This window comes from Mesorhizobium muleiense (genome assembly GCF_900099905.1).
GTDB classification, from domain to species: domain Bacteria; phylum Pseudomonadota; class Alphaproteobacteria; order Rhizobiales; family Rhizobiaceae; genus Mesorhizobium; species Mesorhizobium muleiense.
Window position 1 is genome coordinate 1 of record NZ_FNEE01000046.1, and the last position, 12,764, is coordinate 12,764.

Sequence of the window (12,764 nt, forward strand, 5' to 3'; positions counted from 1 at the left end):
CACCGCAAGTGCAGCCGTTTCCACCTCCGGCGCGCACTGCGCCGGGCTCGATCGCGGCCGCCGCGACTGCTCGGCCAGTCCTGCCTCGCCCTCGCTCCGGTAGCGCAAAAGCAGCTTGTGGCCGCACGTCCGTCCGATACCGAAGCGCCGACACAACGCGCTCACATTCGCCCCCTCTGCGGAGGCGAGCCTCACGAACTCCAACCTCTGTTTCATCGCGCTTTTGTCCTTGAATGGCATCCCGAACCCCTCGCGCGCAATGCGCAAAACTGTTCGCGATGTCTTCGCACACCTGTTCGCGATGTCTCCGGTCCAAACAGTGGGGAGGGGTTAGGGGTGGGGGTACATCGTAGAGCGAAAGCCTCGGCTTTCCACCTGCAATAGCCCTGCCTTCGCGGGGGAGATTGGCAGCTTCGCCGCTGAGTGCATCCGGCAAGGGTTCGCACCCCGGCTCCAATGCTGTATCAGCCCCGAGTTCAAGGAGCCTGCGATGACCTCACACCTCGACACCCCCGAAACCGGCATGGTGGCCGACCCCGACGCCGCGTGGCAGGGCGATGTTCGCGCCGGCGTGCGGCAGGTGCGCGATCTCGACTCCCTGCCGCTTTCGCCAGCCGAGCGCGCGGCGACTCAAGCCGCGGCCACGCGCCACAAGGTTCGCATCCCAAAAGCCTATCTCGACCTGATCGACTGGAGCGACCCCGCCGATCCGATCCGGGCGCAGGTCATCCCGTCGCCCGAAGAGCTGGCTGAGCAGGAAGGCGAGCTCGACGATCCGATCGCCGACCATGCCTTCAGCCCGGTGCCGCGATTGACGCATCGCCATGCCGACCGGGTCCTGCTGTTTGCGACCTACCAGTGCGCGGTCTATTGCCGGTTCTGCTTTCGCAAGGAGTCGCTGACCTCGATCGGCCGCGGTTTTTCGCGCGAGGCGCTGGAGCCGGCCTTCGCCTATATCGAGGCCCACCCCGAAATCCGCGAGGTGATCCTGACCGGCGGCGATCCGCTGTCGCTGCCGGACAAGGCGCTGGCAGAAATCCGCGCCCGCATCGAGGCGGTTGCTCATGTGCGGCTCTTGCGCATCCACACGCGCGTGCCCGTAGCGCTGCCCTCGCGCGTCACGTCAGGCCTGGTTCGCTCGCTGCAGGGCCGGCTGATGGTCACAGTCGTCACCCATTTCAACCACGCGCGGGAGATCACGCCAACCACCGAAGAAGCCTGCCGAGCGTTGCGGCAGGGCGGCTTCGTGCTGCTCAACCAGAGCGTCCTGCTGAAAGGCGTCAACGACACGGTCGAGGTGCTGGAGGAGTTGTGCCGCGAGCTGATGTACCGCCTCGGCATAAAACCCTATTACCTGCACCACGGCGACCTCGCGCGCGGCATGGCGCATCGGCGCACCACGATTGCCGAGGGACGGGCGCTGGTCAGCGCCTTGCGGGCGCGCCTGTCGGGCATCTGCAACCCGGTCTACGTGCTGGACCTGCCGGACGGCGGCGGCAAAGTGCCGCTCGGCCCGTGCCATGTCGAGGCGCGGGACGGCGATACCTGGCGGATTCGCGGGCAGGATGGCGAACTGAGGACCTATACCGAGCTTGTCGGCGATCCTTAGAAAGCTGGGTTCCTCGCCCCGCGAAGCGGGCAGAGGTGGCCCGGCGAAGCCGAGACGGAGGGGGGCTTCCTTTGCGCACGGAAGTTCATGCTGCCGCGCTTGGTTGGAACCGGATCCAATGCCTCGCATTTTAACAGATGACGGGGCAAAGGAGCGCAAGGTGAAAGCTTTATCGGCGGTACTTGGCGGCTTCGTGCTGACGCTGGCGGTTTTCGCCAGCGGATTGGCCTTCGCCCTCTGGATTCTCTTCGCCGAACCGGTGCGGCCGGTCGCTCCGACTTCCAGCGTTGCCGAACTGTGGCCGAGGGAGCCGCGGAAGGTGAACCCCGCTTCGCAGCAGCTTGAGCGCCTTCCCGCCCGCGCGGCCCCAGAGGTCGCAGAGGTACCAGAGGTCCCAGAGGTCCCAGAGGTCCCAGAGGTTGCAGCGGTCCCGGCTGATCAGGCCCCATTTGATCAGGCCCCATTTGATGAGGCCCCAGTTGATGAGGCCCCAGTTGATCGCGCCGCGAAACCTGCCGATGCCGCATCTTCGTCGCCCGACACCACCGCTACCGCCTCCATCAAGCCGACAACGCCGGCAACCGACGAGCAGCAGGCGATGCCCGCCGCCCATGTGGAATGGTGCGCAAGCCGCTACCGCTCCTACAGCCCAAGCGACGACCACTACACATCCTACAGCGGAGAGGAGCGTCCCTGCATCTCGCCCTATCTCGATGCCGGTGCGGCCGACCGCGCCACGCAGCCTGCCGACGATGGCCCCAGCTATGTCGAGGCGACCGACATGTCGCCAATGGATGGCGAGGTTGCGTCGGATGAAACCGGCGGCGCCTGGCTTCCGCCCGACCACGTAGAATATTGCTTCAGCCGCTACCGCTCCTATCGGCCGGAAGACAACACCTACCAGCCCTATTCCGGCGGCCCGCGCCGGCAGTGCGAGTAGCCGGCAGGTGGCGGACTGGCGGCCGCAGCGCATGGCGCCTGGGCAACCCGTCCAACGATCACGCAGACTTCTTGGATCGTTCGGGTTGGCGTGGCGTTCATCCGATACAAAAGGAGGAATCAACATGGGCGACGACCGGGAAGACAGGATTCGTGAGCGCGCATACCAGATCTGGGAACGCGAAGGCGGGATTCATGGCGATCCCGAGCGGCACTGGCACCGGGCCGAGGCCGAGATCGACAGGGAGGCAGCCCTGCCGCTGACCGCAGGCGATGCCCTGCCGGAAACCCGCGAGGTCGCGAGCTCCGACGTCTTGACGGTGGAGGCCCTGGCTGTGCGCACCGGCATATCGGGCGAACAGGCGCAGGAACTGATCGACAGGCTGGGCAACGACCGAGCGGCGATCGAACAAGCCGCGCGCAGCCTCAAGGGGAAGCAGCGGCTCGGGGAGTGATAGATGATCAGAAAACTCAAAGACGGAAAATACCGCCTCCATTCGAGCAAGAAGGACGAAAAGACCGGCAAGCGCCGCAATCTCGGGACGTTTGACAGCCGCGAGGCTGCGCAGAAGCACGAACGCGAGGTGCAGTATTTCAAGAGGCATTGAGGCGGGCGCTGATGGCCGTCCCTTGCCAGGCAGCCGCGCCGGATGACCCCTTACTTCGGCGTAGGGTGTAGAATTCTAGCGAGTGCAGGATACCGCTCTGATGGGGACAGCGAACTTTTATATTTCCCTGCCTCTTCGTGTTATTGTGGATACGAGGAGATTGGCCCGTGAGCGAGAGCCGCAAGCTAGCCGCGATCCTTGCCGCTGATGTGGTCGGGTACAGCCGGCTGGCGAGCGCGGATGAAGATCGTACTTTGGCCCGGTTGCGGGCACTTCGAAGCGACCTGATCGACCCGACCATCGCTGTTTACAACGGTCGTATGGTCAAGCGCACAGGCGATGGTGCGTTGGTTGAATTCCGCAGTGTGGTAGATGCCGTGCGCTGCGCCATAGAAGTGCAGGATGGCATGGTCGAGCGCAACGCCGGCGTGCCCGAGGATCGCCGCATCGAGTTTCGGATTGGGATACATTTGGGCGACGTGGTCGAAGAAAGCGACGGCGACCTGATGGGCGACGGCGTCAACATCGCCTCGCGTCTGGAGGGTGTCGCTGCCCCGGGCACCATCTGCCTGTCCGAAGACGCCTATCGGCAAGTCAAGACGAGACTAGACGTTTCGGTCAGTGATCTCGGCGACACCCAGCTCAAGAATATTGCCGAACCGATCCGGGTTTATTCACTCCGAGTCGGCACCGCGGCTCACGCAAAGGCGCCTGTGACCCACGAACTTTCGGAAGCTCTGCTTTCGACAGCGGCACCGCCTCAGTTATCGATCGCCGTGCTGCCCTTCGCCAACATGAGCGGTGATGCCGAGCAGGAATATTTCGCCGACGGAATCTCCGAAGACATCATCACAGCTCTCTCAAAGCTGTCGCAGCTGTTTGTGATCGCTCGCAATTCGTCCTTCACTTTCAAGGGCAGGAACGTGAACGTTCAGGAGGTCGGCCGGAACCTCGGCGTGCATTACGTGCTGGAGGGCAGCGTCCGCAAATCCGGCAACAAGGTACGTATCACCGCGCAGCTTATTGACGCGACCACAGGCGGACATCTGTGGGCGGAGCGCTTCGATCGCGACCTGACCGATATCTTTGCAGTACAGGACGACGTTACGCAGCAAATTGTCGACGCGCTGGCGCTCAACCTGGCAAAGGGCGACCAGCAGCGGCTCGCGACCGAGCAAACCGGCAACCTGGACGCGTATGACTGCTTTCTTCATGGCCGAGAGCAGCTATGGCGGTTCACGAAAGCGGAAAACATCAAGGGCCGGGAACTGTTGCAGCGCGCCGTCGAATTCGACCCGAAATTCGCTCCTGCCTACGCGTTCCTCGCGTTCGCAAACATACTGGACTATGCAAACCAGTGGAGCTCGTCGTGGTCGAACGCAATGGCACAAGCGGAAATGTTCGCGGCACGGGCAGTGGCGCTCGACGATCGATATCCTTACGCACATTGGGCGCTGGGCATCGTCGAATTGTATTCGCGACGGCATGAGGCGGCCATCTGCTCGGCCAAACGCTTGATCGCTCTTGCGCCAAATCTTGCCGAGGGGCACGAAAATCTCGGTTACGCACTGCATTATTCCGGCAAGCCTGAGGACGCACTCCGGTGTTTCGACAGGGCAATGGCCTTGAACCCGTATTATCCGGACGTGTACCTTCACTTCCAGGCGCAAGCGATGTTCCAGTTGCGCAGGTACGAAGAGGCAATTGGGATCCTGAGGCGGCGACTTAGTCGGAACCCTTCCACCGACGTATCACGCGTGCTCCTGGCGGCGAGCTACGGCCATCTGGGTCGGTTCGAAGAAGCCCGTCGCGAGTGGCAGGAAGTGTTTCGCGTCAACCCCCAATATTCTCTGGAACATCGCCGCAAAGTGTTGCCCTATAAGGATCCCAACGATTTCGAGCTGATCGTGGATGGCCTTCGCAAAGCCGGCCTCGTATGAGCACCTGACCGGGCGAGGTCCGGTATTGAACCTCCTGCAGCCACTGCTTCGAAGGAACAGCACGACCGCTGTGCGGCACGCTGATGACCTGGGGCGGGGCGGGCAGCAGTCAGGCGGCTTAAGGCTACCGATTCGCGAAGACCAGACGTTCGCTGGTGCGAGAGGCGTCGTAGCCGTTCCGCTCGAAGAGGCTACTCGCCCGAAGGCACCGATACATCCATTTCTGGCACGTAGCTGGAAATGAAGTTCGAGCATCGCCACATCAGTATACGGACCGGCAGTCTGATGGAACTATTGTTCATTGATAACAATCTTTGCGACCGACGAAGCGTCTCGCGACTGCCGTTGATGTTTGAGGAGTGTGAATGACGGTACGCTTTGCATTTGACAACAGCTATGCTCGGCTGCCGAGCTCGTTTTATGCGCGTGTTTCCCCGACCCCGGTCTCCGCACCGCACCTCCTCAAGCTTAACCAGGAGCTGGCCGTCCAGCTCGGGCTCAACCCGGTAGAACTCGCCACGCAGGCGGGTGTTGAGATTCTTGCCGGCAAACGGATTCCCGAAGGTGCCGAGCCGATCGCTACCGCCTATGCCGGACACCAGTTCGGTCAGTTCGTGCCGCAGCTCGGCGACGGAAGGGCAATCCTGCTAGGCGAGATCGTCGATCAGGAAGGAGTGCGCCGGGATATCCAGCTAAAGGGCTCCGGCCGAACACCGTTTTCCCGCGGCGGCGACGGGCGGGCGGCGCTTGGCCCCGTTCTGCGCGAGTACATTGTCAGCGAGGCCATGGCGGCTCTTGGCATTCCGACCACTCGGGCGCTTGCTGCGGTTATGACGGGTGATGAGGTGATACGAGAAACCTACCTGCCAGGCGCAGTGCTGACACGGGTCGCATCCAGCCACATGCGGATCGGAACCTTCGAATTCTTCGCGGCGCGCGGGGACGTGGATGCGGTGAGGGCTCTCGCTGATCACGCGATCGCCCGGCACTACCCGGATGCCGCGGGCGCTGCTCGCCCCTACCTGGCACTCCTGGAGAGTGTGATTGCGCGCCAAGCGAACCTCGTAGCGCAGTGGCTCCTCGTCGGCTTCATTCACGGGGTTATGAACACCGACAACATGTCTATCGCCGGCGAGACGATTGACTATGGCCCCTGCGCTTTTCTGGACATCTACAATCCCAACACCGTATTCAGCTCGATCGACCAGTTAGGTCGCTACGCTTATGCCAATCAGCCTGCGATCGCCCAGTGGAACCTGACGCGGCTGGCGGAGTGTCTGCTGCCCCTCCTGGCTGGGGATCAGGACAAGTCCGTGGAGCAGGCCCAAGAGGCGCTTTCTGCCTTCGCCGCACGGTTCAGCGACGCGTATAATAGTGGCTTGCGTCGCAAGTTGGGACTTTTGTCGGAGCGGGAGGGTGATCTTGCGCTGACGCATGATCTTCTCGATCGGATGGTCGCTGGCAAAGCGGACTTCACCCTGACTTTCCGACGCCTGAGCGAGGCCGCTATTGGACCCGAAGGCGACGTCGCGGTGCGCAGCCTCTTCGAAGACCCTGCCCCATATGACGACTGGGCCGAGCGCTGGCGCAAACGGCTCGGGCAAGAGCCGCAGGAAGGTTCAGTGCGCCGGGCTTCCATGCAGCGCGTAAATCCGGCCGTTATCCCGCGCAACCACCGCGTTGAGGCGGTCATCGAGGCCGCCGTGGAGAAACAGGAGTTCGGACCGTTCGAGGACCTTCTGACCGTGCTCGGCAAGCCATACGAAGTCCAGCCAGGCTTCGCGAGCTATGCCGAGCCACCACCGCGCGATGGCCGCGTCTATAAGACCTTTTGTGGGACCTGAACCTGAGGTTCGTTGCGAAGAGATGCGTTGGATGACGAAAAAGAGCGCTCGATCGCGCGAGCGACATTCCGGCTAGCATTCCAAGCTTTGCGCTCCGGCATCGCAGGATCGTGCTGGAAATGTCCATCCTGCTTCTCCTTCGGCGCACCATTGGCCGGAAGGGAAGCGAAAGGGGACTAGTCGGCAGCGGGGCCGACTGCGGACTGTCAGTTTTCGGCCATCGAGGTGCAGAAGCGGACGTACGCAGCGCTCAAAGGGTGGTCTGGATGTGACCCCACAGCGGACGCTCGCTTTCTTCTGAAGCAGAGTCAGACTACGCAGCCATCTGTGCCCGCCGTATGTCGCGGGCCGGTGGTTTGCCGAACAGACGGCCATATTCGCGGGTGAACTGAGGCACGCTCTCATAGCCCACCGCATATGCCGCCGAACTCACGCTCGTGCCATCGGCCAGCATCTGGCGCCGAGCCTCGATCAGGCGCAACTGCTTCTGGAATTGCAAGGGAGACAGCGTGGTGGTCTGGCGGAAATGCTGGTGGAAGGACGAGGTGCTCATCCCCGCGGCCTCGGCCAGTTCCTCGATGCGGATCGGCCGTGCATAGCTTTCGCGGATCATGGCGACCGCACGGGCGATGCGTTGTGCATGGCCATCGGCCCCGCCGAGGCTGCGGAGGGCCGATCCGTGCTGTCCCGCCAGAAGCCAGAAATGAATTTCGCGCAGCAACGGCCCTTGCAGGACCGGGAGGGCAAAGGGACGGTCCAGAAGCCGCATCAGACGCCGCGCCACATCGGCGACATCTGCGTCGGTCGGCTCCACTCGGACAGGCTTGCGCGGATCGCCCGGGACCGCCGCTATCTCGACCGCGAGTTCCCGCATAAGGACGGGGTCGAGTTCCAGCGCCAGCGAATAGTAGGGCGTGCCGAGGGTTGCCTGCGTGATCTGGCTGACCGTGGGCACATCGGCCGAGATCAGCAGCGACTCGCCCGGACCGAATTCCAATGTCTCGGCCCCTATCGTGACCCGCTTGGCACCTTGTAACAGCATGGCCACCAGCGGCCGATTGACAGCCACCTGCAATTCGCCGGGCTCCGTGGCGCGGATCGCGGTCAGGCCGGGAATAGGCGTCGACGCTGCCCCGAAACGGTCGGCATGAGTGTCGGCAAAGCTGCGCACAAGGTCGAGAAGCGTTCGGCTCATATGAGCAAGATTAAAGGTGGTGGCGCTTCAGGCAAGACCTGAAGAAGGATCAGGCAAGAAATCCGAACATTCTGGCAAACCCTGTATGGCAAGGCCGATCCAGATTTGCAGGAACAGGCAAGACTACGCGAGGAATCGGCAACAACTGGAGACGCTCTTGCCGCATGTTGTCCCCATCACTTCGGATGAAAGGACTTCCCGCATGACCAAGATCGCACTCGTCACCGGCGCCAACCGCGGCCTCGGCCGCAACATCGCTGTCAGCATCGCGCGGCATGGCCGCGACGTTATCGTCACCTATCGCGGCAACGCATCTCAGGCCCGCGAGGTTGTGGCCGAGATTGAAGCCCTGGGCCGTAAGGCGGTTGCTCTGCAGCTCGATCTCGGCGTGGTCGCCAGCTTCGCGGCCTTTGCCGAGACCCTGCGCGCGGCGCTGAAAGAGACCTGGGGCCGCGACAGCTTCGATTACCTGATCAACAATGCCGGCCACGGCGAATTCGCCATGATCGGCGATACGACCGAGGCGCAGTTCGACGGTCTATTCGACGTCCATGTGAAGGGCGTCTTCTTCCTCGTTCAGGCGCTTCTGCCGCTCATCGCAGATGGCGGGCGGACCGTGAACTTTTCTTCGGGCCTGACCCGCGTGTCCTATCCGGGCTTCTCGGCCTATGCGGCCGCCAAGGGGGCGGTCGAAATCTTGACCGTCTATATGGCGAAAGAGTTGGGTGCACGCGGGATCACAGTGAACACGGTCGCGCCCGGAGCGATCGAGACCGATTTCGGTGGCGGGCTGGTGCGCGACAATGCCGAAGTCAACGCGCAGTTCGCAGGGATGACCGCGCTTGGCCGCGTAGGGCTGCCCGATGACATCGGGCCAATGGTGGCAAGCCTTCTGGGCGAGGATAACCGTTGGGTTACGGCACAGCGGATCGAGGTTTCGGGTGGTCAGGCGATCTGATCAGTCGGACCCCCGACAACTGAAGCGCGCGGCCGTATGGCCGCGCGCATTGTCATTCCGCCGTCGGGAAAAGCCTCCTTTGGCCGTCGACTGAAGCTGAACGGCCGGAATGTCCGCAAGCACGATTTCCAGGATAGTCTCCGGCAACGTCTGCTATTGGGCAACAGTAGAGATCACCTCAACGGCCGACATGAGGCGCATTGCGGACCGACTGCTATGGGCCGTGAGCAGACCGGCAGCTTCGGGCTGCGAGTCTTGAAGAGCGGACATTCAGCCGGTCGATATCATCGCTACCGGACCTTTGCCTCCAACTGGGCCGACGGCCTGCCCTGAGCTGCCGTCAACCGTGGCATGGAAGGTGATTGCGTTTTCCGCCCAGAGGTCCGGGATTCCTGTTCCGGCTTAGACTGCTCGGTGGATAACTGGTAAGTTCGAGCGCCACCGGCGAGGGATTTCACTCCGCCGCGGCGCCGAGGTTGGAGCCATGCCGATTGTCTCCCAGGTTCTTCGTCCTCTTGGTGGGCTGACACTCGCCCTCTGGCTGGCGACAAACCCTGCCGCCAGCCAGGAAGGGGTCGTGCACTGGCGCATGAACAGTCTGCTCCACCCCAAACTTTTCGGCGAAGCTGGCGAGCGTTTCGCCGAAACGGTGCGGCGGCTGTCGGACGGCGGCTTCATCATCGAGGTGCATGACCGGCTGGTGCTTGACCAGGACACCTTCGGCGCCCTGAACTCAGGCCTTGTCGACGCGGTTTGGGGCTCGGCAGGCCATCACCACCGCGAGGACCCTGCGCTGACCATCTTTACCGGCTTTCCCTTTGGTCCTGACCCGGCCGGCTTTACCGCCTGGATGAGAGGGGGCGGTGGGGCCGAGGCACTGGAGGCGATATACGCGCGCCACGAAATGAAGGGCCTCTATTGCGGTATTCTTCCCGCAGAAGGCGGAGGCTGGTTCCTTGCGCCAGTCGAGAATTCCGCCGATCTGGAGGGGCTGGCTATGCGCAGCTTCGGTTACGGCGCTCGGGTGCTGCAGAAGCTTGGGGTTGTCCCCTACGAACTTCCAGCCGAGGAGATCCGGCCGGCGCTGGAAGCTGGGCTGATCGATGCGGCCGAATTTTCGCTGCCGTCGATCGATGCCGAGCTCGGCATCGCCGACGTAGCTAAATACCTCTACTTCCCGGGCTGGCAGCAGCCGGTAACCTCCCTAGAAATTCTGATGCCGGAGAAGACCTGGGCCGCTCTCTCAGATCACCACAAGGCAGTTCTGGAGACTGCCTGCGGCGATACCCTGTCCTGGACCGCGGCCGAGGCAGCGGTTGAACAGGTCGCGGCCATCGCGGCTTTTCGCACCATGGGAGTCGAGCTGCATGCCTGGCCTGACGAAGTGCTTTCTGATCTGAGAAAGGCGTGGAACGAGGTCATCGCGGAGGAGACCGCCCGGGACCCGCTGCTCGCCGAAGCCTGGAAGAGTTATCTGCAATTTCGTGACGGGTATGGCGATTGGCAGGCGCGCGCCTACGCCAAGTAGCCGGGATCAGCCCGGCATACCAGCCAACCTGAGCCCCTCCAACAGAATGGCGAGGCCGCTTTCGTCGGCTAGGCCATCGAAAGATTGCGCCACCCCCGCAACGGTCTGCTCGGGCCGGTGCCCAAGCGCGGCCGTGACGACCCTGGCCGCTTCTTCCAGCCGGCCGGCATGAGCAAGGCTCGCGGCGAAGAGCCATCCTGGCCACCACCGCGCGTGTGCGAAAGTTCCGGCGCCATAGAGCGGGCCAAGTTCCTCTGCAGCTCGCGCCGGCTCTCCCGCGAGCAGGTAGCTCAGGCCAGCGACTTGACGGTGCCATTCGGGTGGTTTCGTACTTAGGCGCAGGGCCTGCTGGATTGTCAGGACCGCCTCGTCCGAACGCCCTGTCAGGGCCAGCGCTTGGGCAAGAACAGCGAGGTTGTCGGCATCCTCAGGATCGATCGTCACCGCTGCTCGGGCATTCGCAAGTGCGTCGACTGGCGAGCGCATCTCCGGAAAGGGGGAGAGGAGCCGCATTTCGGCGAGAAGCCGGTGCGGCCGCGCACCGCCGCCAAGCGCGACTGCGCGCTCCACCATCTCGAGCGCCCGCCCCATTTCGCGGCGACCGCCTCCCCACGCAAGGTGCTGAACTTCCAGCCAGTAGGTCAATCCGAGGCTTGACCAAGCCCCTGCATGCCCGGCATCCTCGGCCACCACGGCCTCGAGAAGTTCCCGTGCCTGTTCGTTATCTCCGCGCCGCCGCCAGTCCCGCGCCTCCAGCAGCGCGTCCGCTTTCACGACGGCTTGATCTGCCAAATCGGGGGCGACTAGGCCGTCCCGCGGTTGTGTCCACCAGAGAATGGTCATCGCAACTATGAGAGCTGCACTGAGCCCGCTCGCCCACACCATCCAGTGCTTCCGGCCCGCCGGGGCCGACCCCTCTGCATCTGAATCCTGGCCCACGAGCAGATATCCTCGCCTCGGCACTGTTCGCAGCAGGTTCGTCCCTTCCGGACCAAGTGCTCTGCGAATATCGCTGACGCACTGTGCAAGGGAGTCATCGGAGACGAACACGTCCGGCCAAGTCGCCTGAACAAGATCGTCCTTGCTGACCAGCTGTCCGCGCCGCTCCGCGAGCACCTCAAGGACCCGGTATGACTTCGGCCGCAGCAATCGTTCCATGCCGGCACCATCCTGAAGGCAGCCGCGCCTACGGTTCAGGACGAAATCGCCGAAGTGAATGCTGCGTGGGTAATCCATACCGGATCCCGGGGGTGCTACGGCCAGATTATAGCAGGATTTCGGGAATCTTTCAGGGAGCTTTCATGACCTTCTGCGCCGGCCGGCCCAGCCTCGGCTTGCTCACCACCCGAGGAAGCTCCCATGCGCAGATCAGTTTTAGTGCTCGCTGTCCTATGGCTTGCCGCGATGAATGCGGCCACCGCGGCCGAGCGGGTGGACACGCCGCCTGTCCTCCAGACAATAGGTATGTGGCTGGCAGCGAACTACGACCTGCCGTTGGCGGAACTTCCCGCCGTTGTCACGGCGCCCGCGATCGAACTCGTCACGATGCGTTACGGCGCCGGGGCAACGATCTCGTCGCCGGAGGTCGTTGCCGTCTATGATGAAGACGTCAATACCATCTTTCTTGCCGCAGGCTGGACGGGCCGCACCCCGGCCGAATTGTCGGTTCTGGTGCACGAGATGGTTCACCACCTCCAGGCCGCCGCCGAGATGCGCTTCGCCTGTCCAGGGGAGCGCGAGGCGCTCGCCTATCGTGCCCAGGAGGCTTGGCTTCGGCTGTTCGGTACGGACCTGAAAAGCACTTTTAACATCGACCCTGCGACACTGCTTGTCGCCACGGTATGCACTCATTAGGCCGACGAAAACGAAGAGCGAAAGCTCCTTCCTTGGACGCAAGTGGCCGGGCCGCCTGCGGCAAAAAAAGAGGAAGCGGATGTTAGCCTGCAAGGCCCCGCGTCACATGAGGCGCATACCGGTCCAGCAGCTTGGGGCCGGAAGGAGACTGGCAGGTTCTGGAGAGCGAGGCCAAGAAGGCAGACTTACGCGGAAAGCCGCGCCGGGCATCCGGTGAATCACAGCTTCAGAGGCGTGTCTTGGAAGTATTTTCCGGGAGAGGCACCGAAGGCCGCCCGAAAAACCGCGA

The 12,764-nt window shown here is 63.0% G+C and carries 13 protein-coding genes; 9 read left to right on the top strand and 4 right to left on the bottom strand.

What is annotated here, in order from left to right; genetic code table 11:
- A partial coding sequence (locus tag BLT09_RS33105) for a helix-turn-helix domain-containing protein (RefSeq protein WP_167366603.1) occupies nt 1-216 on the bottom strand: 216 nt, incomplete at its 3' end.
- 274 nt (nt 217-490) lie between these two features.
- Between BLT09_RS33105 and BLT09_RS33110 the strand changes: the two genes are divergently transcribed.
- Complete coding sequence (locus BLT09_RS33110; protein ID WP_167366604.1) at nt 491-1,609, top strand: KamA family radical SAM protein; 1,119 nt, start codon at nt 491-493, stop codon at nt 1,607-1,609.
- 169 nt (nt 1,610-1,778) lie between these two features.
- On the opposite strand, the gene BLT09_RS35410 is transcribed toward BLT09_RS33110, so the two are convergent.
- Nucleotides 1,779-2,222 carry a hypothetical protein gene (locus BLT09_RS35410; protein WP_236473789.1) on the bottom strand — a complete coding sequence of 148 codons (444 nt, stop codon included), beginning with the start codon at nt 2,220-2,222 and terminating at the stop codon, nt 1,779-1,781.
- Between BLT09_RS35410 and BLT09_RS35415 the strand changes: the two genes are divergently transcribed.
- From BLT09_RS35415 to BLT09_RS33135, 5 genes are all read left to right on the top strand, one after another.
- Nucleotides 2,208-2,549, top strand: coding sequence for a BA14K family protein (locus BLT09_RS35415; RefSeq protein WP_236473790.1), 342 nt, complete (start codon nt 2,208-2,210; stop codon nt 2,547-2,549). The genes BLT09_RS35410 and BLT09_RS35415 overlap by 15 nt on opposite strands.
- A 124-nt stretch (nt 2,550-2,673) precedes the next feature.
- Nucleotides 2,674-3,003: a DUF2934 domain-containing protein gene (locus BLT09_RS33120; protein ID WP_091600644.1), complete on the top strand. Its 330-nt coding sequence runs from the start codon at nt 2,674-2,676 to the stop codon at nt 3,001-3,003.
- A gap of 3 nt (nt 3,004-3,006) precedes the next feature.
- On the top strand, nt 3,007-3,156 hold the full coding sequence (locus BLT09_RS33125) for a hypothetical protein (protein WP_091600645.1): 150 nt from the start codon (nt 3,007-3,009) through the stop codon (nt 3,154-3,156).
- Nucleotides 3,157-3,323: 167 nt separating this feature from the next.
- Nucleotides 3,324-5,096 carry an adenylate/guanylate cyclase domain-containing protein gene (locus BLT09_RS33130; protein WP_091600646.1) on the top strand — a complete coding sequence of 591 codons (1,773 nt, stop codon included), beginning with the start codon at nt 3,324-3,326 and terminating at the stop codon, nt 5,094-5,096.
- A gap of 365 nt (nt 5,097-5,461) precedes the next feature.
- The gene (locus BLT09_RS33135) at nt 5,462-6,940 is read left to right on the top strand and encodes a protein adenylyltransferase SelO (protein WP_091600647.1); all 1,479 of its coding nucleotides are present in this window, start codon (nt 5,462-5,464) and stop codon (nt 6,938-6,940) included.
- 313 nt (nt 6,941-7,253) lie between these two features.
- On the opposite strand, the gene BLT09_RS33140 is transcribed toward BLT09_RS33135, so the two are convergent.
- On the bottom strand, nt 7,254-8,135 hold the full coding sequence (locus BLT09_RS33140) for an AraC family transcriptional regulator (RefSeq protein WP_023799005.1): 882 nt from the start codon (nt 8,133-8,135) through the stop codon (nt 7,254-7,256).
- Nucleotides 8,136-8,337: 202 nt separating this feature from the next.
- Between BLT09_RS33140 and BLT09_RS33145 the strand changes: the two genes are divergently transcribed.
- Together BLT09_RS33145 and BLT09_RS33150 are read left to right on the top strand one after the other, a co-directional pair.
- Entirely contained in the window at nt 8,338-9,093 is a 756-nt protein-coding gene (locus tag BLT09_RS33145) for an SDR family NAD(P)-dependent oxidoreductase (protein ID WP_091600648.1), read from the top strand.
- A 484-nt stretch (nt 9,094-9,577) separates the two neighbouring features.
- Nucleotides 9,578-10,621, top strand: coding sequence for a TRAP transporter substrate-binding protein (locus BLT09_RS33150; protein WP_091600649.1), 1,044 nt, complete (start codon nt 9,578-9,580; stop codon nt 10,619-10,621).
- A gap of 6 nt (nt 10,622-10,627) precedes the next feature.
- Here the strand turns inward: BLT09_RS33150 and BLT09_RS33155 are convergent, their stop codons facing one another.
- On the bottom strand, nt 10,628-11,857 hold the full coding sequence (locus BLT09_RS33155; protein ID WP_091600650.1) for a winged helix-turn-helix domain-containing protein: 1,230 nt from the start codon (nt 11,855-11,857) through the stop codon (nt 10,628-10,630).
- A gap of 123 nt (nt 11,858-11,980) precedes the next feature.
- On the opposite strand from BLT09_RS33155, the gene BLT09_RS33160 reads away from it, so the two are divergent.
- The gene (locus BLT09_RS33160) at nt 11,981-12,475 is read left to right on the top strand and encodes a DUF6647 family protein (protein WP_236473791.1); all 495 of its coding nucleotides are present in this window, start codon (nt 11,981-11,983) and stop codon (nt 12,473-12,475) included.
- Nucleotides 12,476-12,764: the final 289 nt, after the last annotated feature.

Excerpts from the sequence above, each read along its gene's own strand:
- BLT09_RS33110 (WP_167366604.1), top strand. The coding sequence starts at position 491 with ATGACCTCACACCTCGACACCCCCGAAACCGGCATGGTGGCCGACCCC.
- BLT09_RS35415 (WP_236473790.1), top strand. The coding sequence starts at position 2,208 with ATGCCCGCCGCCCATGTGGAATGGTGCGCAAGCCGCTACCGCTCCTAC.
- BLT09_RS35410 (WP_236473789.1), bottom strand. The coding sequence starts at position 2,222 with ATGGGCGGCGGGCATCGCCTGCTGCTCGTCGGTTGCCGGCGTTGTCGG.
- BLT09_RS33120 (WP_091600644.1), top strand. The coding sequence starts at position 2,674 with ATGGGCGACGACCGGGAAGACAGGATTCGTGAGCGCGCATACCAGATC.
- BLT09_RS33125 (WP_091600645.1), top strand. The coding sequence starts at position 3,007 with ATGATCAGAAAACTCAAAGACGGAAAATACCGCCTCCATTCGAGCAAG.
- BLT09_RS33135 (WP_091600647.1), top strand. The coding sequence starts at position 5,462 with ATGACGGTACGCTTTGCATTTGACAACAGCTATGCTCGGCTGCCGAGC.
- BLT09_RS33140 (WP_023799005.1), bottom strand. The coding sequence starts at position 8,135 with ATGAGCCGAACGCTTCTCGACCTTGTGCGCAGCTTTGCCGACACTCAT.
- BLT09_RS33145 (WP_091600648.1), top strand. The coding sequence starts at position 8,338 with ATGACCAAGATCGCACTCGTCACCGGCGCCAACCGCGGCCTCGGCCGC.
- BLT09_RS33150 (WP_091600649.1), top strand. The coding sequence starts at position 9,578 with ATGCCGATTGTCTCCCAGGTTCTTCGTCCTCTTGGTGGGCTGACACTC.
- BLT09_RS33155 (WP_091600650.1), bottom strand. The coding sequence starts at position 11,857 with ATGGATTACCCACGCAGCATTCACTTCGGCGATTTCGTCCTGAACCGT.
- BLT09_RS33160 (WP_236473791.1), top strand. The coding sequence starts at position 11,981 with ATGCGCAGATCAGTTTTAGTGCTCGCTGTCCTATGGCTTGCCGCGATG.